The following is a 22,212-nucleotide window of genomic DNA, read 5'->3' as shown; positions in this document are numbered from 1 at the left end:
TGCGACACCATAAGGAAGAGAAACCATGTCCAAGACTCAACTGTTCGACCTCGACGGCAAAATCGCTTTCGTTTCCGGCGCCAGCCGCGGTATCGGTGAAGCCATCGCCAAACTGCTGGCCCAGCAAGGCGCGCACGTCATCGTTTCGAGCCGCAAAATCGACGACTGCCAAGTGGTTGCCAACGCCATCATCGCCGACGGCGGCAAAGCCACTGCCATGGCCTGCCACATCGGTGAAATGGACCAGATCCACGGCGTGTTCGCGCAAATTCGCGAGCAATTCGGTCGTTTGGACATTCTGGTCAACAACGCCGCCACCAACCCGCAGTTCTGCAACGTGCTGGACACCGACCTCAGCGCCTTCCAGAAAACCGTTGATGTAAACATTCGTGGTTACTTCTTCATGTCCGTGGAAGCCGGCAAGTTGATGCGCGAAAACGGCGGTGGCAGCATCATCAACGTCGCCTCGATCAACGGTGTCTCGCCAGGCGTGTTCCAGGGCATCTACTCGGTGACCAAGGCCGCCGTGATCAACATGACCAAAGTCTTCGCCAAGGAGTGCGCCGAGTTCGGCATCCGCTGCAACGCCTTGCTCCCGGGCCTGACCGACACCAAATTCGCCTCGGCGTTGGTGAAGAACGACGCGATCCTCAACATGGCCCTGGCGCAGATCCCGCTCAAGCGTGTCGCCGCTCCAAGCGAAATGGCCGGGACCGTGCTGTACCTGGCCAGCGATGCGTCCAGCTACACCACTGGCGTGGCGCTGAATGTGGATGGTGGGTTCTTGTCCTGATTTTGGGATGTTGGCTCTGAAAAGGCAGCCTTCTGGCTGCTTTTTTGTTGGTTGATTACTGGATTTTTTGCGTACATATCCGTTTGTGCGTTTAACTGGGATTACGGTTACGCTCTTACAGCGTGTCCCTTTTTCAAACGCCTTGTGCCGGCCCAGCAAAAACGAACCACAACGCTTGCCCCATCATCCGGCACCTCGCTAATGCCCGGCGTTTCTTCACTCCGGCGCTGTTCAGCCTTCTGAAAACGGGGCCTCTCCCGACCTCGGGGTTCAATTCACTCACATCTTTCGGTGGACTCGGTTTTGTAGGAGCTGCCGAAGGCTGCGATTGGCATTAAAACGCGGCGACCGGTTCCCGGTCGTTCGCAGCCTTCGGCAGCTCCTACAGGATTTGGGCAACGCCTGATTGCAGCTTTTGCTTTCGCTTTCGCTTTCGCTTTTGCTTTTGCTTTCGCTTTTGCTTTCGCTTTCGCTTTCGCCTTTGATCTTGATCTTGGCGATCCACCTGACGAAACACACATATCGCCCCGTTCCCAGCAGGCCGAACGCAGGTTCTGTTCCGGGGGATGCTCGACATGGATGCCGAGCAAGCCGCGACCCCCGCCAGGGATGGCGGGTCGCGGCGTGCCCCCGGAACAGGACCGGAGAGAGAGCAGTCCGAGCCACAGCGAGGACCCGTATGGCGGGGCAGAAGATTTTTGCTTACTTTTCATCGAATGGAAAAGTGAGCCGCCGTAAGGGCGGAACCCTACTCTAACCTAAACACAAATAACGGATATGTACCCAAACCCCACCAAAGCATGGGTGCCCGCCACTCACCGTTATGGGTAAAATGCGCCCCTTCCGGGCAGCCATTCTGCCCGACCCCGCCTAAGTCGACTCGTCCATGCCTCTTGAATTCTCCACCGACCCAACCACCCTGCTGATCCTCGCCGCCGTTGCCTTCGTCGCCGGTTTCATCGACGCCATTGCCGGTGGCGGTGGGCTGTTGACCACCCCTGCCCTGATGACCGCCGGCCTGCCGCCGCACCTGGTGCTGGGCACCAACAAACTCAGCTCGACCTTTGGCTCGGCCATGGCCAGCTATACCTTCTTCCGCCGCAAATTGTTCCACCCTAAGCAATGGATACGCGCACTGGTCGGCACCGCCGTCGGTGCATTGATCGGTGCCGGCGTCGCGCATTACCTGCCAGCAGAATGGATCAACCAGATGCTGCCAGTGATCGTGTTCGGCTGCGGCGTGTATCTGCTGTTCGGCGGCACGCCCAAGGCGCCGCTGGACAGCGATGCACCGATCAAGAAGAAATGGCAGTTGCCACAAGGCCTGGGCCTGGGGTTTTACGATGGCGTAGCCGGACCAGGTACCGGGGCGTTCTGGACCGTCAGCACCCTGCTGCTGTACCCACTGGATCTGGTCAAGGCCAGCGGTGTGGCGCGCAGCATGAACTTCGTCAGCAATGCCGCCGCGCTGTCGGTGTTCATTTTCTCGGGGCAGGTAAACTGGCTGATCGGCCTGAGCATGGGCTCGTCGTTGATGGTAGGGGCCTTCTTCGGCGCACGCACGGCAATCACCGGCGGCGCCAAGTTTATCCGCCCGGTGTTCATTACCGTGGTGCTGGGGCTGACTGTGCGCCTAGCCTGGCAGCACTGGTTCCACTGATCCGCTACGACGGGCCAGGTACAGGTCAATCAGGTAACGCGCGATGGAGCGGCTGGCCGGCAACGGCGGCAAATCGTTGAGGTGAAACCATTGCGCGTCCTCGATTTCGTCGGCCTGCGGCACGATCTCACCGCTGTCATATTCGGCATGGAAACCGAGCATCATCGAGTGCGGGAACGGCCAGCACTGGCTGCCCATGTACTGAATGTTCTTGACCTTGACCTGCACCTCTTCCATCACCTCGCGGCGCACGCAATCCTCCACTGACTCTCCCGGCTCGGCAAACCCGGCCAGGGTGCTGTAGACACCCGTGACAAAGCGCGGCGAACGGGCCAGCAGAATCTCGTCACCACGGGTGACCAGCACGATCATGCTCGGCGAAATGCGCGGGTAATGGCGCACATCGCAATCCTTGCAGTACATCGCCCGTTCGCCCGGCACCTGCTGCGTCGGCTGGCCACAGCTGCCGCAGAACCGGTGCTCGCGCGCCCAGGTGCTGATTTGCGCCGCATAGCCCAGTTTCTTGTAGACGTCGAAGTCTCCGTCGAGCATGAACTGGCGCAAGCCTTGCCAGCTACAGCCATCAATGGCGTCCGAACGTTTCAGCACCAACAGGTACACCGGCTCGCCGTCGAAATGGCCAATGCCATGCTCACTGATGATCATCAGGTCCTGGCGCTTGAGCCATTCGCGGGGAAACATCGCGCCATTGTCGTCACGCAGAAAACCTTCCGGGCTATGAACCACGGCCCAACCACCGGTGTTTTCGGGGTCGAGAACGGCTGTTGTCCAACGGGTCATGAAAATCTCCAGGCGTTACATTAGTTATCGAACAGCGCTTTCTGTTTGCTCATGTGGGCCGCCACGGCCACCCGCAGATCGGTGGACTGCAGCATCGCTGCGTTCCAGGTCGCGATGTACTCCAGACCGTCATCGATTCGATGATCGCGCATGTAGCTGATCATTTCCTTGGTGCCGGCGATGGCAATAGGTGATTTTGCGGCAATTTCATGGGCAATGGCCAGCACACCTTCCATCAGGCTTGGCGTATCGGCAAACACCCGGTTGACCAGGCCCATGCTGCGCGCTTCGTCAGCATCCACCATACGCCCGGTGTACGCCAGTTCGCGCATCATGCCGTCGCCGATGATCCGTGGCAGGCGTTGCAAGGTGCCGACGTCCGCGGCCATGCCCATGTCGATTTCCTTGATCGAGAACTGTGCGTCCGCAGCGGCGTAACGCATGTCACAGGCCGAGATCAAATCGATCGCGCCACCGATGCAATAACCCTGAATCGCTGCCAACACCGGTTTGCGGCACTTGTCCACGGCGGTGAACGAGGCCTGCATTTGCAGGATTTTGCGCCGCAGCAGGCGCGCGTTGCGGCCGACGTCCTTGCCCAGTTCGTTGGCCAGCGAGGCCAGCATCATCAGGTCGATGCCCGAGGAGAAGTGTTTGCCCGCGCCGCTGACCACCACCACGCGCACGTCGTCGGTGTCGTCGATCCACTGGAAAATCTCGACGATTTCGCTCCAGAACGCAGCGTTCATGGCGTTGATTTTTTCCGGCCGATTGATCTGCACGTGGGCGATATGGTCGGTCAATTCGACTTTGAAGGCTTGGTAATCGGACACGGTCATCATCCTTAAAAACGTTCACGAAGGGGTTGGCATCATCGCCTGACTATACCAAGCCAGCCGGGCCGCCCGTAAGGTTACGGTTGTGCCATTTGCCGGACCCCGGGCAACACCCGCCGGACTACCTTGCTTGCGCTTTCCCACCAATAAAGGGTGAACGCTGGCGCGCGCCCGCGGTCCAGAGATAAGGCAGCCAATAATGCAGCATTACCCGTGTTTTGCGAGCAGCAGGCTGACCCGTGGGCCAGCAATATGGCAGGCCTCCCACTCCCCAAGATCGCAAGAGGGCGATACGTGATGATATCCAAAGCGGCAACCGGCATCGTTGGCCTGGACGACATCCTCTCGGGAGGGCTTTCTCGTCGCCATGTGTTTCTCCTCGAAGGTCAACCCGGGACCGGCAAAACCACTGTAGCGCTACAATTTCTGATGGCCGGCGCCAGTGCTGGTGAGCGCTCGCTGTACATCACCCTGTCAGAAACCGAAGATGAATTGCGCGAAGGCGCTCGCTCCCACGGCTGGGAACTGGGCGATAACATCGATATTTATGAGCTGACGCCCCCTGAAAGCTTGCTCAACGCCGAACATCAGCAAAGCCTGCTGTATTCGTCCGACCTGGAACTGGGCGAAGCGACTCGGCAGATTTTCGAAACGGTCGAGCGCATCAAGCCGGTGCGGGTGGTGATCGACAGCCTCTCGGAGATTCGCTTGCTGGCGCAAAGCTCCTTGCGCTATCGCCGACAGATATTGGCGATCAAGCATTATTTCGCCCGCTATGAGGCCACTGTGGTCTTGCTCGATGACCTGACCACTGAGGCGCTGGACAAAACCGTCCACAGCGTCGCCCACGGGGTTATCCGACTCGAAGAGCTGGCCCCCGACTACGGCGCAGAACGCCGTCGTTTGCGCGTGGTGAAGTATCGCGGCCAGAAATATCGCGGCGGCTTCCATGACTTCATTATTCACCCTGATGGGGTGCACGTGTTCCCGCGCCTGGTCGCCGCCGAACACCGCAGCCGCTATCAGCGCACGCAACTGAGCAGTGGCATCAGTGGATTGGACGACTTGCTCGGTGGTGGTGTCGACGGCGGCTCCAGCACCTTGATTCTCGGCCCGGCCGGGACCGGTAAATCGTTGATCTCCCTGGTTTTCGCCGCGGCCGCTGTGGCACGCGGTGAGAAAGTCGGGTTGTTTATTTTCGACGAAGAAATGGGCCTGTTGTTCGACCGCATGAAGAACCTCGGCATTGATCTGGAGGCCTTGCAGCACACGGGCAATCTGATGGTCGACCAAGTGGATGCCGCCGAATTGTCGCCGGGCGAGTTCTCGCACCGGGTGCGGCGTTACGTCGACGAGAAAAAGGTCAAGACGGTGATCATTGACAGTATCAATGGCTATCAGGCGGCCATGCCCGGCGAAAATGCGCTGATCCTGCACATGCACGAGCTGTTGCTCTACCTCAACCGCCAAGGCGCCTCGACCTTCATGACGGTGGCGCAACACGGCCTGGTGGGAGACATGAAGGCCCCGGTCGACATCACTTACCTGGCCGACACCGTGATCTTGTTGCGCTACTTCGAAGCACTGGGTCAGGTCCGGCGGGCGATTTCCATTATCAAGAAACGCACCGGCACCCACGAGTCTACGATCCGCGAATACCGCATCGGCAGCCAAGGCTTGACCATTGGTGCACCGCTGGATGCGTTCCAGGGAGTACTGCGTGGGGTTCCACATTATTTCGGCGAAAGCAAGCCACTGATGCAGGATGATCCCGAGTGAGTATTCCGGGTCCATTGTCCGAGCGGGCGATTATCTTCGCCCCGCGGGGGCGCGACAGTCAGATTGCACGGAGGTTGTTGGAAGAAGCTGGCTTTGCCACGCTGATTACCCGCGACCTGCTGCAGTTGTGCGCAGAATTGAGGGCCGGCGCGGGACTGGCGATCGTCGCTGACGAAGCCTTGCTCGGCACCGACCTGAGTCCGCTACTGGACTTTATCGCACAGCAACCCGATTGGTCAGACATGCCCATCGTCTTGCTGACCCACCACGGTGGCCCCGAACATAACCCCTCGGTACGGCTAGGCGCTCATCTGGGTAATGTCACGTTCCTTGAGCGGCCGTTTCATCCCGTGACCCTGGTCAGCCAGGTGACCACCGCACTGCGCGGTCGCCGCCGGCAATATGAAGCCCGCGCGCGTGTGGACGATATTCTGGAAAGCGAGCAACGCCTGCAAAACGCCCTGAAAGCCGGTCGACTGGGCTCATGGCAATTAGCGGCGCTGGATTTGAGCCTGACCTGCTCGGCGATCAGCAAGTCCCATTACGGGCTGCATGAAAACGATCGATTCACCTATGACGATTGGCTGCAGGCCGTGGTGGAAGAAGATCGCCCCGGCATGCAGTCTGCGCTGCACCACAGCCTGCACAGCGGTGACGACTACATTATCGAGTACCGCAACCGTTGGCCCGACGGCTCGATGAACTGGGTGGACGTGCGGGCGCGGGCGATTCGCGGGGCGGATGGTGCTGTCAGTTCACTGGTGGGCGTGACCTCGGACATCAGCGAGCGAAAACAGGGCGAAGAACAACTGCGCCGCCTCAACGAGACCCTGGAACAGCAGGTGGAGGAACGCACTTCGCAATTACGTCACAACGAAGAAGTGCTGCGCCAATCGCAGAAAATGGAAGCGGTGGGCCAACTCACCGGCGGTATCGCCCATGACTTCAACAACATGCTGACCGGGATTATCGGCAGCCTGGAGTTGTTACGGCGACGCCTGGCCCGGGGACGCACCGAAGACCTGGACAGCCTGATTGATCTCGGCGTGACCTCGGCCAATCGTGCCGCCGCCCTGACCCACCGCCTGCTGGCGTTCTCGCGTCGGCAATCGCTGGATTCGAAACCGGTGCAGATGAACGACCTGGTCAACGCCATGGGCGAGCTGATTCACCGCAGCCTCAATGAAAGCACGCAGTTGAACATGCAGTTGGAGCAACAGCTGTGGACCGCCGAGGCAGACCCCAATCAACTGGAAAGCGCCCTGCTCAACCTGGTGCTGAACGCCCGTGACGCCATGCCGGAAGGCGGCCAACTGACGATCAGCACCCTCAATCAGCGCCTGGACAAAACCTTCACCAGCGCCCAGGAGGGTTTGCAGCCGGGGGATTATGTGGTGTTGGCCGTCAGCGACACCGGTTGCGGCATGCCGCAAAGCGTGATCGGCCGGGCGTTCGACCCCTTCTTCACCACCAAACCGATCGGCCAGGGCACCGGCCTTGGTTTGTCGATGATTTATGGGTTCAGCAAGCAATCACGGGGGCATGTGTCGATTCAAAGTGAAGTGGGCCAAGGCACCACGGTGAGCCTGTACCTGCCACGCTTTCAGGGTGAGGAAAATCACGACACGTTCAATTACCAAAGTAACGCGATTTACGCCAAGGCCGGTGAAACGGTGTTGATTGTCGAGGACGACCCGGCGGTGCGAATTCTGGTCAGCGAGGTGCTCAGTGAGTTGGGTTATGCCTTTGTCGAAGCGGGAGATGCGGCCAGCGCGGTGCCGATTCTCGAATCCGCGCAACGCATCGACCTGATGATCAGTGACGTGGGATTGCCGGGCATGAATGGCCGACAACTGGCGGAAATCGGCCGGCAACTGCGGCCGGACCTGAAAGTTTTGTTCATCACCGGCTATGCCGAACACGCCGCCGTACGCGCGGGCTTCCTCGATGCCGGCATGCAAATGATCACCAAACCGTTCGCCTTCGATCACTTGACGGCGAAGGTGCGGGAAATGATTGAGGCCTAGCCAAGGTGCGTGGTGCGGCGAAAGGCTGGATCAGGCACCACCACTCACCTCAGCAAACTGCGGATCTGCTGATGCAAACTGTCCATGGTGAACGGTTTGGCCAGGATCGGCGCCTTGAGGGCAATGGGGCTGCCGGATTCGAGGATTTCCGCAGGGTAACCACTGATGAAAATCACTTTCAGCTCCGGGCGCAGCTTGATTGCCGGCTCGGCGATCATCACCCCGGAAATCCCCCCCGGCAGGCGGTAATCGGTGATCATCAGGTCCAGATTCGGCTTGGTCGCCAGAATCTCGAACGCCTGCTCGCCATTCTCGGCTTGTAGCACCCGGTAGCCCTCGCCCGATAGATAATCGGCGAGCAACATCAGGATCATGGGTTCGTCCTCGACGATCAGGACGACATCTTCTGCATCAGAACTCATGGGTATGCCTTAAATCTTTTTGTAATAGCTGCCATTACGACCGTGGCAGACAGCGGAGGTTGCGCTGTCCGTCGGATAAATACCCATTGTCCTACCAAAGGTTAGCTAAAGCGGCAGGCTCACCGTAAACAAGGCGCCTTTACCCTCTTCGCTGTCGACGCTGATCGTCCCGCCGTGCGCCGTGACGATCTGCTCGGAAATAAACAGCCCCAGACCCAGCCCGGCAATCACATGCTTGGCCGATACCCGCTCGAACTGCTGAAAAATACGTTTCTGGTTCTGCTCGCTGATGCCGATCCCCTGATCACGAATCGCCACCCGCGCCTGCCCGTCCTCGCTGTACACCCGCACCTCGATGGGCCCCCGGGCGCCGTAGCGCAGGGCGTTGGTCAACAAGTTGGCGATCACCTGCTCGATGCGAAATTCATCCCAGGTGCCGACCACCGGCTGCTGCGCATGGATGGAAACCGTGGACCGCGCGGCGCTGATCTGCGCCGAGAAATTCTCCACTAGATTTGTGACCAATTGTGCGAGGTCGAAATGCGTTGGACTGATGGACAGTTTGCCGGTGCGAATACGCGAGACATCCAGCATGTCTTCGATCAGGCGAATAAGGCTTTGGATCTGCCGCTCATCGCGGTCGACCATGGCCCGCAGCTTTTCCAGGGTAAAGGCGTCGGTGTTGTCCTTGGCCAGGTGCAATTTGCGCAACTGGGTTTCCAGAATCAGGCCATTGAGCGGCGTGCGCACTTCATGGGAGACGATCGACATAAAGTCATCGCGCATGCGCACCGCGTGTTCCAGTTCATTCTGGGTGGCCTGCAATTGCTTGAGCAGCGCTTCCTGTTCGTGCCGGCTGCGCTCCAAGGCTTCGACTTGATGCTTCATGGCCTTGCGCTGGCGGTACAGGTCGACGAACACGCTGACCTTGCTCTTGACCGCGTGGATATCCAGTGGCTTGTGCAAAAAGTCCACGGCACCGCTTTCGTAGCCTTTGAACGCGTAGTTCATTTCACGCCCGGCGGCGCTGACAAACACGATGGGGATGCTTTTGGTTTTCTCCGTGCCGCGCATCAATTCGGCCAGCTCGAAGCCGTTCATCCCCGGCATCTGCACATCGAGAATCGCCAGGGCGAACTCGTTTTCCAATAACAGCGACAACGCTTCATCTGCCGACAAGGCTTTATAGACGATGCGGTCTTCGCGCTTGATTAGCGCTTCAAGGGCCAGCAGATTTTCCGGCAGATCGTCGACGATCAGCAGTTTCGCCTGAATTTCACTAAGCATGTGTTCGTTCCAGCTCGACGAGCAGTTGGCCAATGTCGCTCAAGGGCAAAATAAGGTCCGGAGCACGCAAGGTCCGCGCAGCTTCGGGCATGATCGGCACGTGTGCCTCGTTGGGGTCCTGAATCACGCTCAGGCCGCCATGCTGCTTGATCGCCGCCAGCCCGCGGGCGCCGTCTTCATTGGCCCCGGTCAGCAATATACCCGCCAGGCGCGACCCATAGGCATCGGCCGCCGACTCAAACAGAATATCGATGCTGGGACGCGAATAGTGCACCCGGTCTTCCAGACTCAGGGACAGGCTGAAATCCTTCTCCACCGACAAATGATAAGAAGGCGCCGCGAAATACAGGGTGCCGGCAACGATACTTTCCTTGTCGTCCGCCTCTTTCACCGGAATCGGCAAGCGTTGCTGGAACACCTGGGCCAGGCGACTGCGGCGCTCATCCGGGAGATGCAGCACGGCAATGATCGGCAGCCTGAATCCCGCCCCGAGCAACGAGAAAATCTTGATCAACGCTTCCACGCCGCCTGCCGACGCACCGATGACAATCGCATCGACGCCAGGCAAAGGCCCAAAATCCACATGGCCGCGCTGTTCAGTGATGTTCATGACTTGCGGTAGATCCGCTCCTGCTTGACCAGTGCATCAAAGTCACCGCTATGGGCAGAGAAATCGATGGTTTCTTTACTCCCAAGCGCCAGGAACCCCCGGTGCGAGAGCGATTCATGAAACAAGCCGAAGGCTCTATCCTGAAGTTTTTTATTGAAATAAATCAAAACATTACGACACGTAATTAATTGAGTTTCTGAGAAGACACTGTCCGTCGCCAGGCTGTGATCGGCGAAGGTCACATTCTCGCGCAGGGTCTTGTCAAAAATCGCGTTGCCGTAGGCTGCCGTGTAGTAATCGGAAAACGCCCGCTGCCCACCGGCTTGCTGGTAGTTCTGGGTATAGGCGCGCACGCTGTCCAGCGAATAGATGCCTTGCTTGGCTTTTTCCAGCGAGCTGGGGTTGATATCGGTGGCGTAAATGATGGTTCGTTCCAGCAAGCCTTCCTCGCGCAACAGAATCGCGATGGAATAGACCTCCTCCCCGGTGCTGCACCCGGCCACCCAAACCTTGATCGAGGGATAGGTTCTGAGCAGCGGCACCACTTCTTCGCGGATCGCCAGGAAGTGGCTGGGGTCACGAAACATCTCGCTCACGGGAATCGTCAGGTACTGCAGCAACTGCAGGAACGCCGAAGGGTCGTGCAACACCCGCTCCTGCAAGGCCGAAATAGTGGTGCAGTCGAATTGGCGCAAGGCGTGATTGACCCGGCGCTTGATCGACGCCCCGGAATAATCGCGAAAATCGTAGCTGTACCGAAGGTAGATCGCCTCGATCAGTAAGCGCAATTCAATGTCGGCGTTGGATTCAAGCAGCATGGGTACATCCGGATACGCGACTCTCAGAGTCAATTAGTGGCTTCAAAACCGGATACGTTCCATTGATCAAATACGCTCCATTTTCGGCAACCATACCCGGATCAATGAAAACAGTCGGTCAAGGTCGATAGGCTTGGCCAGATAATCGTTGGAGCCGGCCAGCAGACAGCGTTCCTGATCGTCTTTCATGGCCTTGGCGGTCACGGCAATGATCGGCAGTTTACGCCAGCGCGGGTCCTTGCGAATTTCAATGGTTGCCTCGTATCCGTCCATCTCCGGCATCATCACGTCCATCAACACCAGATCGACGTCTTCCACCTCATTCAGCTTGCTGATCGCTTCCAGACCGTTGCGCGCAATCTCTACCACTGCGCCTTTGTGTTCCAGGGCGCTGGTCAGGGCGAAGATATTGCGCACGTCATCGTCGACCACCAGGATCTTGCGGCCCTCGAACACCTTGTCGCGACTGCGAGCGGTCTTGAGCATCTTCTGCCGTTCGTTGGACAGTTTCGATTCGACCTTGTGCAGGAACAACGTCACTTCATCCAGTAAACGCTCGGGCGAACGAGCACCCTTGATGATGATCGAGCGCGAGTACTTGAGCAGCTCGGCTTCTTCGTCGCGGGTCAGGTTGCGCCCCGTATACACAATCACCGGCGGGAACGAGACGATGTCTTCGGTTGACATGAGTTTGAGCAAATCATTGCCCAGCATGTCCGGCAACTTCAGATCGATGATCATGCAGTCATACACATTGGCGCGCAGCAAGCCCAGCGCGTCCTGGGCGAAGCCAACGGCGGTGATCTCGATGTCATCGTCACCGATGAGTCGCGCAATGCTGTCGCGTTGCAGCGCGTCGTCCTCGACCAACAGGATGCGCTTGACCTTCTGCGTCAACTTCGCTTCGAGCTTGGCAAACACGTCCTTGAGTTCTTCGCGGGTGGTCGGCTTGACCGCGTAACCGACGGCGCCCATATGCATGGCGGTTTCCTGGCGATCTTCGACGGAAATCACGTGCACCGGAATATGGCGGATCTGCGGCTGTTCCTTCAAGCGCTGCAGCACGGTCAGCCCGGAGTGATCCGGCAGGCGCATGTCCAACAGAATCGCATCGGGAACAAACAGGCTGGCCAGTTCGAAGCCCTCATCCGCAGCATGGGCCACCAGGCACTGATAACCCAGCTCGTGGGCCAGGTCGTAGAGGATCTGCGCAAAACTGACCTCGTCCTCGATCACCAGAATGCAGCGGGTATTGAACGGCGCCTTATTGCGGTCATCATCGAAGGTCGGCGTGGGCACCTTGGCCGGAGCCTGAGCGGTAGATACTTCGGCTGCGACCAGCGGTGTCAAGACCGCCGCCGGCAGCTCACCGTATTCCAGCTGTACCTGTTCAACGTACTGCTCAGGCAGCACCAAGGTAAAAATACTGCCCTGATCGGGTTCGCTGGTCACGCTGATGGACCCGCCAAGCAACTTCGCCAGGTCCCGGGATATCGACAAACCAAGGCCCGTGCCGCCATAACGCCGGTTGGTGGTGCCATCGGCCTGACGGAAAGCCTCGAAGATGCTTTCCTGCTGTTCGGCGGCAATTCCGATCCCGGAATCGCGCACGGTGAAGGCAATGCCCTCGCCCGGCTGACGCGACACGGTCAGGCTGACGCTGCCCCGCTCGGTAAACTTGATCGCGTTGGACAGCATGTTTTTCAGAATCTGTTCCAGTCGCTGCCGATCGGTGAACAGCAGCGACGGTGCGCCGGCCTGCAACTCGACCTGGAAGTTCAGGTGTTTGTCGCTGGCCAGCGGTTCGAACATCCCGCGCAAGCCTTCGACCAACCGTGCGACGTGGGTGTTTTCCGGACGCACATCGAGCTTGCCGGCTTCTACCTTGGAGATGTCGAGGATGTCGTTGATCAGGTTCAACAGGTCGTTGCCCGCCGAATAAATCGACTCAGCGAACTTCACCTGTTCTGCCGTGAGGTTCTCTGTCGGGTTGTCCGCCAGCAATTTAGCGAGAATCAGCGAGCTGTTGAGTGGCGTACGCAACTCATGGGACATGTTGGCGAGGAATTCGGACTTGTACTTGCTCGAGCGTTGTAATTCATCTGCCCGCGCTTCCAGTTCGATCTGCGCCAGGCTCAACTCTTCGTTATTGCGATCCAGCGCATCGCGCTGGGCCTCCATGGCTTCGCCTTGTTCGGCCAATTGCACGTTGGTCTGTTCCAGCTCCGCTTGCTGGGTTTCCAAGTGAACCTGCGACTCCTTGAGTATCCGCGACTGCTCCTCCAGCTCTTCGTTGGCGGTCTTCAGTTCTTCCTGCTGAACCTGCAGCTCTTCGTTGAGCTGCTGGGTTTGCGCCAGCACTTCCTGCAAACGCTGACGATAGCGCGCCGATTCGATCGAGGTGCCGATATTGTCGGAAATCACCTTGAGGAACTCCACGTCACGGTCGGTCAAAGGGCGCAGAAACCCCAACTCGACCACGCCATTGACTTGATCCTCATTGCTGGTCGGCACCACCAGCACGCTGCACGGTGCGCCTTCCCCGAGCCCGGAGCTGACCTTGAAATAATCTTGCGGCAGTTCGTCCAGGCGAATAACGCTGTCCTGCTGGGCGGCCTGGCCGATGATGCCTTCGTCGTTGTAAATCAGTTGTTCCCGTTGTTCCTGCTCGCGGGAGAAGCCATACGACGCCACGCGCTTGAACCCACCGTGCTCCTGACGCACGTAAAGCGCCGCCACCACGCTGCCCAGGTAGTGCGCGAGAAATTGCAGCACGTTGCGGCCCAGCAGGTTGAGGGTCAGTTGGCCCAAGACCTGTTCGGCCAGTTCACTTTGTCCGTTGCGCAGCCAGGCCACGTGTTTCAGGCGTTGGGCGTTGTTATCCTGAAGCTTTAAGTTTTCAGCATAACTCTTTGATAATGTAAGCATATCCCTGCGACCGACATAGGCCAGCAGCCCACTTAGCGCCAGTGCAAAAATCAGATACAGGGTAATGGTCAGGATCGTGGTTCGTGTGGCTTCTTCATTGCGGGTGATGCGTAACTGCTGTTCCAGCGCCACGGCATCGTCGTACTCGCCGCGAATGGCATCGGACAGCCGCTTGCCTTCCCGGGACTGAACCAACGCCAGATAATCACCGTTCTGCCGACGCAGGGCGATCACGTTTTGCGAAAAATCGATCCAGTCATTTTGCAACGCCGACAGGCGCTTGAAACGCTCGACCTGGGGCGGATTGTCGGCGACCAACTCCTCCAGACTTTTGAGTTCGGTGCGGATGTTCGGTTTGGCGACTTCGTAGGGATCGAGAAAACGCTCGTCGCCGGTCAGCAGAAAGCCACGCATGCCGGTTTCCATATCCACCGACAACTTGAACGCGCGGTTGGCGTTGTTGATCACACTGTCGGTGTGCTCCACCCAGTGAATCACTGACATCAAATACGCGATCAGCCCAATAAAAAATACCGCGCCTAGCACGCCTACCCCCAGCGGCAGGCTGATGTTGCGGAACAACATGCTGCGAAAGCGTTGCTCGTCAATCGAAGACTGATCGTTCATCAGGAGACCCAAGCGATGTCATCTAAACAAAGGAGTGTGCCGTATAGATCAGCATTAAAGTTGAATACCGGCGCTGAAAGCAAAAAAATAAAGGCATTAGGCCACACCCTCTCTAGGGAAGGTTTGCGTTTGACCCGTTGCCGGTAAAAACGATCCCGGTCTAAGGTTTTTCTCCGATGCGGGAACTTGTCGCCATCTTTTACTCACTCATGAAGGGAAAACCAGAGACAATCCTTTACGACCTACCACTGTTTCCAGGAGCACATCATGTCCACAACCAGCAGCATCCTCGTGGTCGAAGACGACAATATAGTGCGAATGTTGATCGTCGATGTGCTTGAAGAACTGGAGTACACCGTGTTTGAGGCCGCCGATGCCGAAGCGGCGCTCAGCCAACTGCGTGACGGCAATAACGTGATCGATCTGCTGATGACGGACCAGGGTTTGCCCGACATGAAGGGTATCGAACTGGCCAATGCCGCCCGCGTATTGCGCCCGACGCTGACCGTATTGTTTGCCAGCGGTTACGCAGAAACCATCGAAGTCCCGGCGGGTATGCACCTGATCGGCAAGCCGTTCTCTATCGACCAGTTGCGCGACAAGGTCAAAGGGATATTGCCGAACAAGGACTGATGACGTCGGGTGAGCGCACACAGGCCGCTGTGGTTTAATTGCGCCCCCACGCCTCCAGGACCCTTGAATCATGCACCAGACTGAAACCCGCACCGCTACCCACGTGCTCATCATCGGTTACGTCTGGCCAGAACCTCGCTCATCGGCGGCCGGTGGGCACATGATGCAAATCATCCAGTGCTTCCAGGAACAGGGCTGGCACATCACCTTCAGCAGCCCGGCCGCGCTGGGCGAGCACAAGGCTGATCTGGCGTCTTTGGGGATCGCCGAAGTCAATATCGAGCTCAATAACAGCAGCTTCGACCGTTTCATCTCCGAACTGCAACCGGACATCGTGCTGTTCGACCGCTTCATGATGGAAGAGCAATTTGGCTGGCGCGTGGAGAAATGCTGCCCGAATGCGCTGCGAATTCTTGAGTCTTCAGACGTCCAAAGCTTGCGTGACGCACGTCAGCAACTCTTGAAAAATCACCTTAAGATTGATCCAGAAGCCGATGATTTAAAAGCGCTTTTCAACGATCAACTTAATGCCATTTATCAGCCCATGGCGGACAGCGATGTGGCCCAACGGGAAATTGCCGCGTTCTACCGCTCTGACCTCAACCTGATCATTTCCGAGGTGGAAATCGATCTACTGACCGAGCACTTCAAAGTCCCGCGTGCCTTGCTACACCACTGCCCACTGATGCTCAACGGCATGCCTGACCGCGCACGCCCTTTCGAGGACCGCGCGCATTTTCTCAGCATCGGCAACTTCCGCCACGCGCCGAACTGGGACGCAGTGCTGTGGATGAAAAACGCGATCTGGCCGCTGATTCGTCAACAACTGCCTTCGGCACAGCTGCACATTTACGGCGCCTACACCCCGCCCAAGGCCACCGCCTTGCACAACGCCGGGCAAGGGTTTCACGTGATGAACTGGGCCGAGGATGCGCTGGAAGTGATGGCTGGCGCGCGGGTCTGCCTGGCGCCCTTGCGCTTTGGTGCTGGCATCAAAGGCAAATTGCTCGACGCCATGATCTGCGGCACCCCAAGCGTCACCACGCCGATTGGCGCGGAAGGCATGCATGGCGAAATGGCCTGGCCGGGCGTCGTTGCCGCCAGTGTTGGCGAGATTGCTGCAGCGGCCGTTGAACTGTATCGCAATGAAGTGCTCTGGAACGAAGCCCAGGTGCAGGGGCATGCCTTGTTGGCTGCGCGCTACCAACATCGAACACATTGCGCGAGCCTGATTGAACGCATAGAACAATGCCGGGGAAATCTGCAGCAACACCGCACCAACAACTTCACCGGTGCGATGCTGCGCCACCATCACCACAAGAGCACCCAGTACATGGCGCAGTGGATTGAGGCGAAGAATCGGGTTTAATTAGCATCAGCAATCTATTGTTTTTAAAGAGATTTAGTTAACAATAAAATTGCTTTTCGTAGGCAAGCCTGCTCCCACATACCCTGTGCCAAGCACAATTTCACTGTAGGAGCTGCCGAAGGCTGCGATCAATCGACATCGCGAAGGCCGTTCCGGCCTTATCGCAGCCTGCGGCAGCTCCTACAGTGGTGTTGTGGCTGCCGCAGAACCGCTGCGAAGGCGTCAGTACGGCCGACGCAGGAGGTAGGTGTCCATGATCCAGCCCTTCTTGCGCCGCGCCCCCTCGCGGACGCGCATGATCTCGGCGCTGACATCCCGGAGCCGCCCAGAGATCAATATCTCATCCGGCGTGCCCAGGTAGGCGCCCCAATAGATATGCAAATCCGAGTCTGCCAGCGCATCAAATCGACAATGTGCATCCAGCAGCACCACCACATTCTGGATCTCGTCAGCGGCCTGTTGTGCCAGGCGTCTGCCGGTGGTGATCTGGATCGGTTCACCGATGCGATTCAAGGGAATCCGATGTTGCGCCACCAGCGCCTGGACACTGGTAATGCCTGGAATCACCTGATAGTCGAACACCTGAGCCCCCCGCTCCAACACCCGGTCCAGAATGCGCAATGTGCTGTCGTACAGTGTCGGATCGCCCCACACCAGAAAGGCGCCGACTTCACCGTCCGCCACTTCATCGCCAATCAATTGCTCAAACAGCGCGGCTCGCTGTTGGTGCCAGTCGTGAATGCCGGCCTCGTAGGACTGCGTGTTCTCCTCACGTTGCGGATCCTGAACCTGCACCACGCGGTAGTCGCCGCTGATGTAGCGCTCGCACATCTCCCTGCGCAGGCGCAGCAGATCGTCGTTGGCATAGCCCTTGTCGAGGATGAAAAACACATCTGTCTGGTTCAGCGCGTTAATCGCCTGAACGGTGATGTGCTCCGGATTGCCCGCCCCCATGCCGATCAGCAGGATCCTTTTCATTTAGCGATAACTCCCATCAACGAGGCAATCTGCTTCTGCCGAAGGCGTAGGAGCAAGCTTGCTCCTACACCGACCGTGTTTGCTGCTTTTAAGGTGTACGAATCGAAATGATTTTTTACCAACGGTAGTGGTCAATGTAATTTCGCGGGATTAGCGAGTCAAAAATGATCGATTGTCTTGCTCGCTTGGGCCGAGACGTGCAGATTGTGGTCAAGGCCGCACCGCGATCCCGACCTGAAGGGCGCGTCGAAATCGTATTTGCCTGATCGACATGCTTGTCCCGGACCTTTTCAGACGGCTCACCGATGACCAAAACAACAAGAATCACCGACCCTTCCTACGAACTGATGGACGACCACAACGGTCTGTCGATCATCTATCGCGAACACGGCTTCCCCTGCCCGTTGGTGCGTTGGCACTTTCACAAGGAATACGAGCTGCACCTGATCGTTGCCAGTTCCGGCAAGGTGTTCGTCGGCGATTACATTGGTAACTTCTATCCCGAGAGCCTGTTCCTCACCGGCCCGAACCTGCCGCATAACTGGATCAGCCAGGTTGCCGAAGACGAAGTGGTGCCCAAGCGCGACATGTTGGTCAACTTCACCGATGAATTGTTTGAAAGCGGCAATCAGGTGTTCGCCGAGCTGAAAACCCTGGCGCCGCTGCTGGAGCGCGCGCAGTACGGCATCGAATTTCGCTGCAAGCATACGATTCGTCAGGCGATGAAGTTGATGCAGAAAATCGCTGACAGCAAAGGCATCAGCCGGCTGGGACATTTTCTTATTCTGCTGGAGCTGTTGGCCGCCTGCGACGATGTTCAGTTGCTGTCGGGCACCACCGCGCCGCAGGTGGCCGATGAACACAGCGTTGATCGCACCAACCGTGCCGTTGATTACATCTTCACCCACTACGCCCGGGAATTGCCGCTGGAAGAAGTGGCCGAGCACATGGGCATGAAGCCGACCTACTTCTCGCGGGTGTTCAAACAAGCCACCGGCCGCTGTTTTGTCGAGTTCGTCAATCGCCTGCGGGTCAGCAAGTCCTGCGAACTGTTGGCGGATGGCGATAAACCGGTGACCGATGTGTGCTTCGAGTCCGGATTCAATAACATTTCCAACTTCAACCGGCGCTTCCAACAGCTCAAGGGCATGACGCCGTCACATTATCGGCGCCTGGCCGTGCAACGTATGACTGAGCAAAACCTGTACTGATTCACCCCGCCTCCTGTCTCTTCAACTAAGCTGAAACCGCCCCACGCCATGCCGGGGCGTCGTTTCATTGCTTCCCCTCGCCCACACCAAGTGCAAAATAGTATCGGTTTCAGTGCAGCGCAGGATTTGTCATCCCGCGCCTGGAAGGCTGTAATCAGCACATAGTCTTCCTTGCCTCCGGAAGATACAAAAACAATAACTGACCTTCTGTAGCTCACCGGGCGCAGGAGAGGAGTGATAAATGAAGACCCCTGCAAAGATCCTGCTTGCAAGTACCTGCCTGGCCCTCAGCGGCATTGCCTCCGCTGGCACCGTGACCATTGCCACGGTTAACAACAGTGACATGATCCGCATGCAGCGGCTGTCGAAAACCTTCGAAGCCGAACATCCGGACATCAAGCTCAATTGGGTGGTACTGGAAGAAAACGTGCTGCGCCAACGCTTGACCACCGACATCGCCACCAAGGGCGGGCAATTCGACGTGCTGACCATCGGCATGTACGAAGCATCGCTGTGGGGCCAGAAAGGCTGGTTGCAGGAAATGAAAGACCTGCCGCCCTCCTACGCACTGGACGACGTTTTCCCATCGGTACGTGACGGCCTGTCCGTCGACGGCAAGCTCTTCGCCCTGCCGTTCTACGCCGAAAGCTCGATGACCTACTACCGCACCGACCTGTTCAAGGCGGCGGGCCTGACCATGCCTGAGCGTCCGACCTGGACCCAGATTGCCGAATTCGCCGGCAAGCTCACCGACAAAACCAAAGAACAGTACGGCATCTGCCTGCGCGGCAAGGCCGGCTGGGGCGAGAACATGGCGCTGATCAGCACCGTGGCCAACGCCTACGGCGCGCGTTGGTTCGACGAACAGTGGAAACCGCAGTTCGATCAGCCTGAATGGAAAAACGCGCTGAATTTCTACGTCGAAACCATGAAGAAATCCGGCCCACCGGGTGCTTCCAGCAACGGTTTCAACGAAAACCTCGCACTGTTCAACAGCGGCAAATGTGCGATCTGGGTCGACGCCACCGTTGCTGGCTCGTTCGTCACCGACAAAACCCAAAGCAAAGTCGCCGACAACGTAGGCTTCACCTTCGCGCCGCATGAAGTCACGGACAAAGGTTCGGCCTGGCTCTACTCCTGGGCGCTGGCGATTCCGACCAGCGCGAAAAACCAGGCCGACGCAAGAACCTTCAGCACTTGGGCAACTTCCCAGGAATACGCAGCATTGGTAGCCAAGACCGACGGCGTGGCCAACGTCCCACCAGGTACCCGGGCCTCGACCTACAACGACGAGTACATGAAGGCGGCACCGTTTGCCAAAATCACCCTCGAATCGTTGAAGGCCGTGACACCGAAAACACCGACCCTCAAGCCTGTGCCGTATGTCGGTATCCAGTTGGTCACCATTCCTGAGTTCCAGGCCATTGGCACCTCCGTTGGCCAGCAATTCTCCGCAGCGCTGGTGGGCTCGTCCACCGTCGACGCGGCACTGGCTGCAGCGCAAACCTCTATTGAACGCGACATGAAGCGAGCGGGTTACCCGAAGAAATAGTCACGATTGACTGTTGATTGTGCTGGAAGGCGTTTTGCCTTCCGGCACCTTGTTCAAGCTTGTCGGAGTCACCATGAATACCTCTGCCGTTAATCCCCGACTGGACGCATCCAGCCAAAAACCTCAGGCCAAGCGCTCACTGACCAAACCCGGCTGGTTCCTGGTCAGCCCTTCAGTGTTGATGTTGTTGGTGTGGATGGTCGTGCCACTGGGCATGACCATTTATTTCTCGCTGATTCGCTACAACCTGCTGTCGCCTGGCGACAACGAATTCGTCGGTCTGGAGAACTTTACTTACTTCGTCACTGACAGCGGCTTTTTACCCGGAGCCATGAACACCTTGCTATTGGTCGGCAGCGTGCTGGCGATCAGCGTAATCCTTGGCGTGTTGATTTCCGCCCTGCTGGAAGCCAGCGAGTTTTTCGGTCGCGGTATCATCCGTGTGCTGTTGATTTCGCCGTTCTTCATCATGCCGACGGTCAGCGCGCTGATCTGGAAAAACCTGATTTTCCACCCGGTGTCCGGGATTCTCGCGGCCCTCTGGCGGTTCTTCGGCGCGCAGCCGGTGGATTGGCTGGCGCACTTCCCGATGCTGTCGATCATCATCATCGTGTCGTGGCAATGGCTGCCCTTCGCCATCCTGATTCTGATGACCGCCATGCAGTCGCTGGATCAGGAACAAAAAGAAGCCGCGCGGCTGGATGGCGCGGGCCCTATCGCGATTTTCTGGCACCTGACCTTGCCGCACCTGGCGCGTCCGATCGCCGTGGTGGTGATGATCGAGACGATTTTCCTGCTGTCGGTGTTCGCCGAAATCTTCACCACCACCAACGGAGGCCCGGGCTACGCCTCGACCAACCTGGCGTACCTGATCTACAACCAGGCGTTGTTGCAGTTCGACGTCGGTATGGCTTCGGCGGGCGGGCTGATTGCCGTGGTCATTGCCAACATTGCCGCGATTATCCTGATTCGGATGATCGGCAAAAACCTCACCGACAAGTCATGAGGGCCTTGCCATGATGACGCTCAAACAATCCCGCAGCCTGCAAAGCCTATTGCTCGGAGCCCTGTCCTGGGCCATCGCGGCGCTGGTGTTTTTCCCGATCTTCTGGATGGTCCTGACCAGCTTCAAGACCGAGATCGATGCTTTCGCCACGCCGCCACAGTTCTTCTTTACGCCCACCCTGGAAAACTACCTGCACATTCAGGAGCGCAGTGATTACTTCCACTTCGCCGGCAACTCGGTAGTGATTTCCTTCAGCGCCACGATCCTGTGCCTGTTGATTGCGGTGCCCGCGGCCTACTCCATGGCCTTCTTCGAGACCAAACGCACCAAGCGCACCTTGCTGTGGATGCTCTCGACCAAGATGCTGCCGCCAGTGGGCGTGTTGATGCCAATCTACCTGCTGGCCAAGACCTTTGGCCTGCTGGACTCGCGCATTGCCTTGATCGCGATCTACACCCTGATCAACCTGCCGATTGTGGTCTGGATGATTTACACCTACTTCAAGGACATCCCGCCGGACATCCTCGAAGCCGCGCGCCTGGACGGTGCAACCACCGGCCAGGAGATATTCCGCGTGCTGGTGCCGATCTGCAAAGGCGGCCTGGCCTCCACCGCGCTGTTGTCGCTGATCCTGTGCTGGAACGAAGCGTTCTGGTCATTGAACCTGACCTCCTCCAACGCCGCGCCACTGACTGCATTGATCGCTTCGTACTCCAGCCCGGAAGGATTGTTCTGGGCCAAGCTGTCCGCCGTCTCGACGCTGGCCTGTGCGCCCATCCTGATCTTCGGCTGGATCAGCCAAAAACAACTGGTTCGCGGCCTGTCGTTCGGCGCCGTCAAATAGATTCAGTCTCTTGAATGCAAGAGCAGCACGG

18 protein-coding genes and 1 pseudogene are annotated in these 22,212 nt (G+C 58.0%); 11 read left to right on the top strand and 8 right to left on the bottom strand.

The window, feature by feature from the left end; translation table 11 throughout:
• The first annotated feature begins 25 nt into the window (after nucleotides 1-25).
• A complete protein-coding gene (locus ACF0H7_RS14830; RefSeq protein WP_397453485.1) occupies nucleotides 26-793 on the top strand; it encodes an SDR family oxidoreductase in 768 nt (255 codons plus the stop codon).
• A gap of 886 nt (nucleotides 794-1,679) precedes the next feature.
• Nucleotides 1,680-2,453: a TSUP family transporter gene (locus ACF0H7_RS14825; protein ID WP_397453484.1), complete on the top strand. Its 774-nt coding sequence runs from the start codon at nucleotides 1,680-1,682 to the stop codon at nucleotides 2,451-2,453.
• Here ACF0H7_RS14825 and nudC read toward each other — a convergent pair.
• Entirely contained in the window at nucleotides 2,427-3,254 is an 828-nt protein-coding gene (gene nudC, locus ACF0H7_RS14820; protein ID WP_397453483.1) for an NAD(+) diphosphatase, read from the bottom strand. The two genes, ACF0H7_RS14825 and nudC, sit on opposite strands and share 27 nt — an antisense overlap.
• Before the next feature lie 20 nt (nucleotides 3,255-3,274).
• A complete protein-coding gene (locus ACF0H7_RS14815; RefSeq protein WP_397453482.1) occupies nucleotides 3,275-4,087 on the bottom strand; it encodes a crotonase/enoyl-CoA hydratase family protein in 813 nt (270 codons plus the stop codon).
• 300 nt (nucleotides 4,088-4,387) lie between these two features.
• Here ACF0H7_RS14815 and ACF0H7_RS14810 point away from each other — a divergent pair, with 300 nt between their 5' ends.
• Entirely contained in the window at nucleotides 4,388-5,869 is a 1,482-nt protein-coding gene (locus ACF0H7_RS14810) for an ATPase domain-containing protein (RefSeq protein WP_397453897.1), read from the top strand.
• On the top strand, nucleotides 5,866-7,896 hold the full coding sequence (locus ACF0H7_RS14805) for a response regulator (protein WP_397453481.1): 2,031 nt from the start codon (nucleotides 5,866-5,868) through the stop codon (nucleotides 7,894-7,896). Before ACF0H7_RS14810 ends, ACF0H7_RS14805 begins: the two co-directional genes overlap by 4 nt.
• A gap of 44 nt (nucleotides 7,897-7,940) precedes the next feature.
• Here the strand turns inward: ACF0H7_RS14805 and ACF0H7_RS14800 are convergent, their stop codons facing one another.
• From ACF0H7_RS14800 to ACF0H7_RS14780, 5 genes are all read right to left on the bottom strand, one after another.
• Entirely contained in the window at nucleotides 7,941-8,318 is a 378-nt protein-coding gene (locus ACF0H7_RS14800; protein ID WP_397453480.1) for a response regulator, read from the bottom strand.
• A 105-nt stretch (nucleotides 8,319-8,423) separates the two neighbouring features.
• A complete protein-coding gene (locus ACF0H7_RS14795) occupies nucleotides 8,424-9,605 on the bottom strand; it encodes an ATP-binding protein (RefSeq protein ID WP_397453479.1) in 1,182 nt (393 codons plus the stop codon).
• Nucleotides 9,598-10,215, bottom strand: coding sequence for a chemotaxis protein CheB (locus ACF0H7_RS14790; RefSeq protein WP_397453478.1), 618 nt, complete (start codon nucleotides 10,213-10,215; stop codon nucleotides 9,598-9,600). The genes ACF0H7_RS14795 and ACF0H7_RS14790 overlap by 8 nt, the downstream gene beginning before the upstream one ends.
• The gene (locus ACF0H7_RS14785; RefSeq protein ID WP_397453477.1) at nucleotides 10,212-11,033 is read right to left on the bottom strand and encodes a CheR family methyltransferase; all 822 of its coding nucleotides are present in this window, start codon (nucleotides 11,031-11,033) and stop codon (nucleotides 10,212-10,214) included. The genes ACF0H7_RS14790 and ACF0H7_RS14785 overlap by 4 nt, the downstream gene beginning before the upstream one ends.
• Nucleotides 11,034-11,099: 66 nt before the next feature.
• Nucleotides 11,100-14,588 (bottom strand): response regulator, encoded by a 3,489-nt coding sequence (locus ACF0H7_RS14780; protein WP_397453476.1) that lies wholly within the window; start codon nucleotides 14,586-14,588, stop codon nucleotides 11,100-11,102.
• Between the two features lie 267 nt (nucleotides 14,589-14,855).
• On the opposite strand from ACF0H7_RS14780, the gene ACF0H7_RS14775 reads away from it, so the two are divergent.
• Together ACF0H7_RS14775 and ACF0H7_RS14770 are read left to right on the top strand one after the other, a co-directional pair.
• A complete protein-coding gene (locus tag ACF0H7_RS14775; protein WP_397453475.1) occupies nucleotides 14,856-15,221 on the top strand; it encodes a response regulator in 366 nt (121 codons plus the stop codon).
• Between the two features lie 70 nt (nucleotides 15,222-15,291).
• Nucleotides 15,292-16,590: a glycosyltransferase gene (locus ACF0H7_RS14770; RefSeq protein WP_397453474.1), complete on the top strand. Its 1,299-nt coding sequence runs from the start codon at nucleotides 15,292-15,294 to the stop codon at nucleotides 16,588-16,590.
• A 222-nt stretch (nucleotides 16,591-16,812) separates the two neighbouring features.
• Here the strand turns inward: ACF0H7_RS14770 and cobF are convergent, their stop codons facing one another.
• Entirely contained in the window at nucleotides 16,813-17,568 is a 756-nt protein-coding gene (gene cobF / locus ACF0H7_RS14765) for a precorrin-6A synthase (deacetylating) (protein WP_397453473.1), read from the bottom strand.
• Nucleotides 17,569-17,708: 140 nt separating this feature from the next.
• Between cobF and ACF0H7_RS14760 the strand changes: the two are divergent.
• The 5 genes and pseudogenes from ACF0H7_RS14760 to ACF0H7_RS14740 all read left to right on the top strand — a co-directional run.
• A pseudogene (locus ACF0H7_RS14760) lies at nucleotides 17,709-17,834 on the top strand (transcriptional regulator); the annotation flags it as partial.
• 39 nt (nucleotides 17,835-17,873) lie between these two features.
• Complete coding sequence (locus tag ACF0H7_RS14755) at nucleotides 17,874-18,779, top strand: AraC family transcriptional regulator (protein ID WP_397453472.1); 906 nt, start codon at nucleotides 17,874-17,876, stop codon at nucleotides 18,777-18,779.
• Between the two features lie 241 nt (nucleotides 18,780-19,020).
• Nucleotides 19,021-20,331 carry an ABC transporter substrate-binding protein gene (locus ACF0H7_RS14750; RefSeq protein WP_397453471.1) on the top strand — a complete coding sequence of 437 codons (1,311 nt, stop codon included), beginning with the start codon at nucleotides 19,021-19,023 and terminating at the stop codon, nucleotides 20,329-20,331.
• Nucleotides 20,332-20,404: 73 nt separating this feature from the next.
• Complete coding sequence (locus ACF0H7_RS14745; RefSeq protein ID WP_397453470.1) at nucleotides 20,405-21,337, top strand: carbohydrate ABC transporter permease; 933 nt, start codon at nucleotides 20,405-20,407, stop codon at nucleotides 21,335-21,337.
• A 10-nt stretch (nucleotides 21,338-21,347) separates the two neighbouring features.
• Nucleotides 21,348-22,181 carry a carbohydrate ABC transporter permease gene (locus tag ACF0H7_RS14740; protein WP_397453469.1) on the top strand — a complete coding sequence of 278 codons (834 nt, stop codon included), beginning with the start codon at nucleotides 21,348-21,350 and terminating at the stop codon, nucleotides 22,179-22,181.
• Nucleotides 22,182-22,212 lie beyond the last annotated feature (31 nt).

This window comes from Pseudomonas sp. NA-150 (genome assembly GCF_044336365.1).
Taxonomy (GTDB): domain Bacteria; phylum Pseudomonadota; class Gammaproteobacteria; order Pseudomonadales; family Pseudomonadaceae; genus Aquipseudomonas.
The sequence above is the reverse complement of the archived record's forward strand: the minus strand, read 5'-3'. Positions and strand labels throughout refer to the sequence as shown.

Bases quoted from the DNA above. Each gene is read 5' to 3' on its own strand.
- ACF0H7_RS14755 (WP_397453472.1), top strand. From the start codon at position 17,874: ATGACCAAAACAACAAGAATCACCGACCCTTCCTACGAACTGATGGAC.
- ACF0H7_RS14745 (WP_397453470.1), top strand. From the start codon at position 20,405: ATGAATACCTCTGCCGTTAATCCCCGACTGGACGCATCCAGCCAAAAA.
- ACF0H7_RS14790 (WP_397453478.1), bottom strand. From the start codon at position 10,215: ATGAACATCACTGAACAGCGCGGCCATGTGGATTTTGGGCCTTTGCCT.
- ACF0H7_RS14830 (WP_397453485.1), top strand. From the start codon at position 26: ATGTCCAAGACTCAACTGTTCGACCTCGACGGCAAAATCGCTTTCGTT.
- ACF0H7_RS14825 (WP_397453484.1), top strand. From the start codon at position 1,680: ATGCCTCTTGAATTCTCCACCGACCCAACCACCCTGCTGATCCTCGCC.
- ACF0H7_RS14770 (WP_397453474.1), top strand. From the start codon at position 15,292: ATGCACCAGACTGAAACCCGCACCGCTACCCACGTGCTCATCATCGGT.
- ACF0H7_RS14740 (WP_397453469.1), top strand. From the start codon at position 21,348: ATGATGACGCTCAAACAATCCCGCAGCCTGCAAAGCCTATTGCTCGGA.
- ACF0H7_RS14750 (WP_397453471.1), top strand. From the start codon at position 19,021: ATGAAGACCCCTGCAAAGATCCTGCTTGCAAGTACCTGCCTGGCCCTC.
- ACF0H7_RS14785 (WP_397453477.1), bottom strand. From the start codon at position 11,033: ATGCTGCTTGAATCCAACGCCGACATTGAATTGCGCTTACTGATCGAG.
- ACF0H7_RS14810 (WP_397453897.1), top strand. From the start codon at position 4,388: ATGATATCCAAAGCGGCAACCGGCATCGTTGGCCTGGACGACATCCTC.
- ACF0H7_RS14795 (WP_397453479.1), bottom strand. From the start codon at position 9,605: ATGCTTAGTGAAATTCAGGCGAAACTGCTGATCGTCGACGATCTGCCG.
- ACF0H7_RS14780 (WP_397453476.1), bottom strand. From the start codon at position 14,588: ATGAACGATCAGTCTTCGATTGACGAGCAACGCTTTCGCAGCATGTTG.
- ACF0H7_RS14800 (WP_397453480.1), bottom strand. From the start codon at position 8,318: ATGAGTTCTGATGCAGAAGATGTCGTCCTGATCGTCGAGGACGAACCC.
- ACF0H7_RS14775 (WP_397453475.1), top strand. From the start codon at position 14,856: ATGTCCACAACCAGCAGCATCCTCGTGGTCGAAGACGACAATATAGTG.
- nudC (WP_397453483.1), bottom strand. From the start codon at position 3,254: ATGACCCGTTGGACAACAGCCGTTCTCGACCCCGAAAACACCGGTGGT.
- cobF (WP_397453473.1), bottom strand. From the start codon at position 17,568: ATGAAAAGGATCCTGCTGATCGGCATGGGGGCGGGCAATCCGGAGCAC.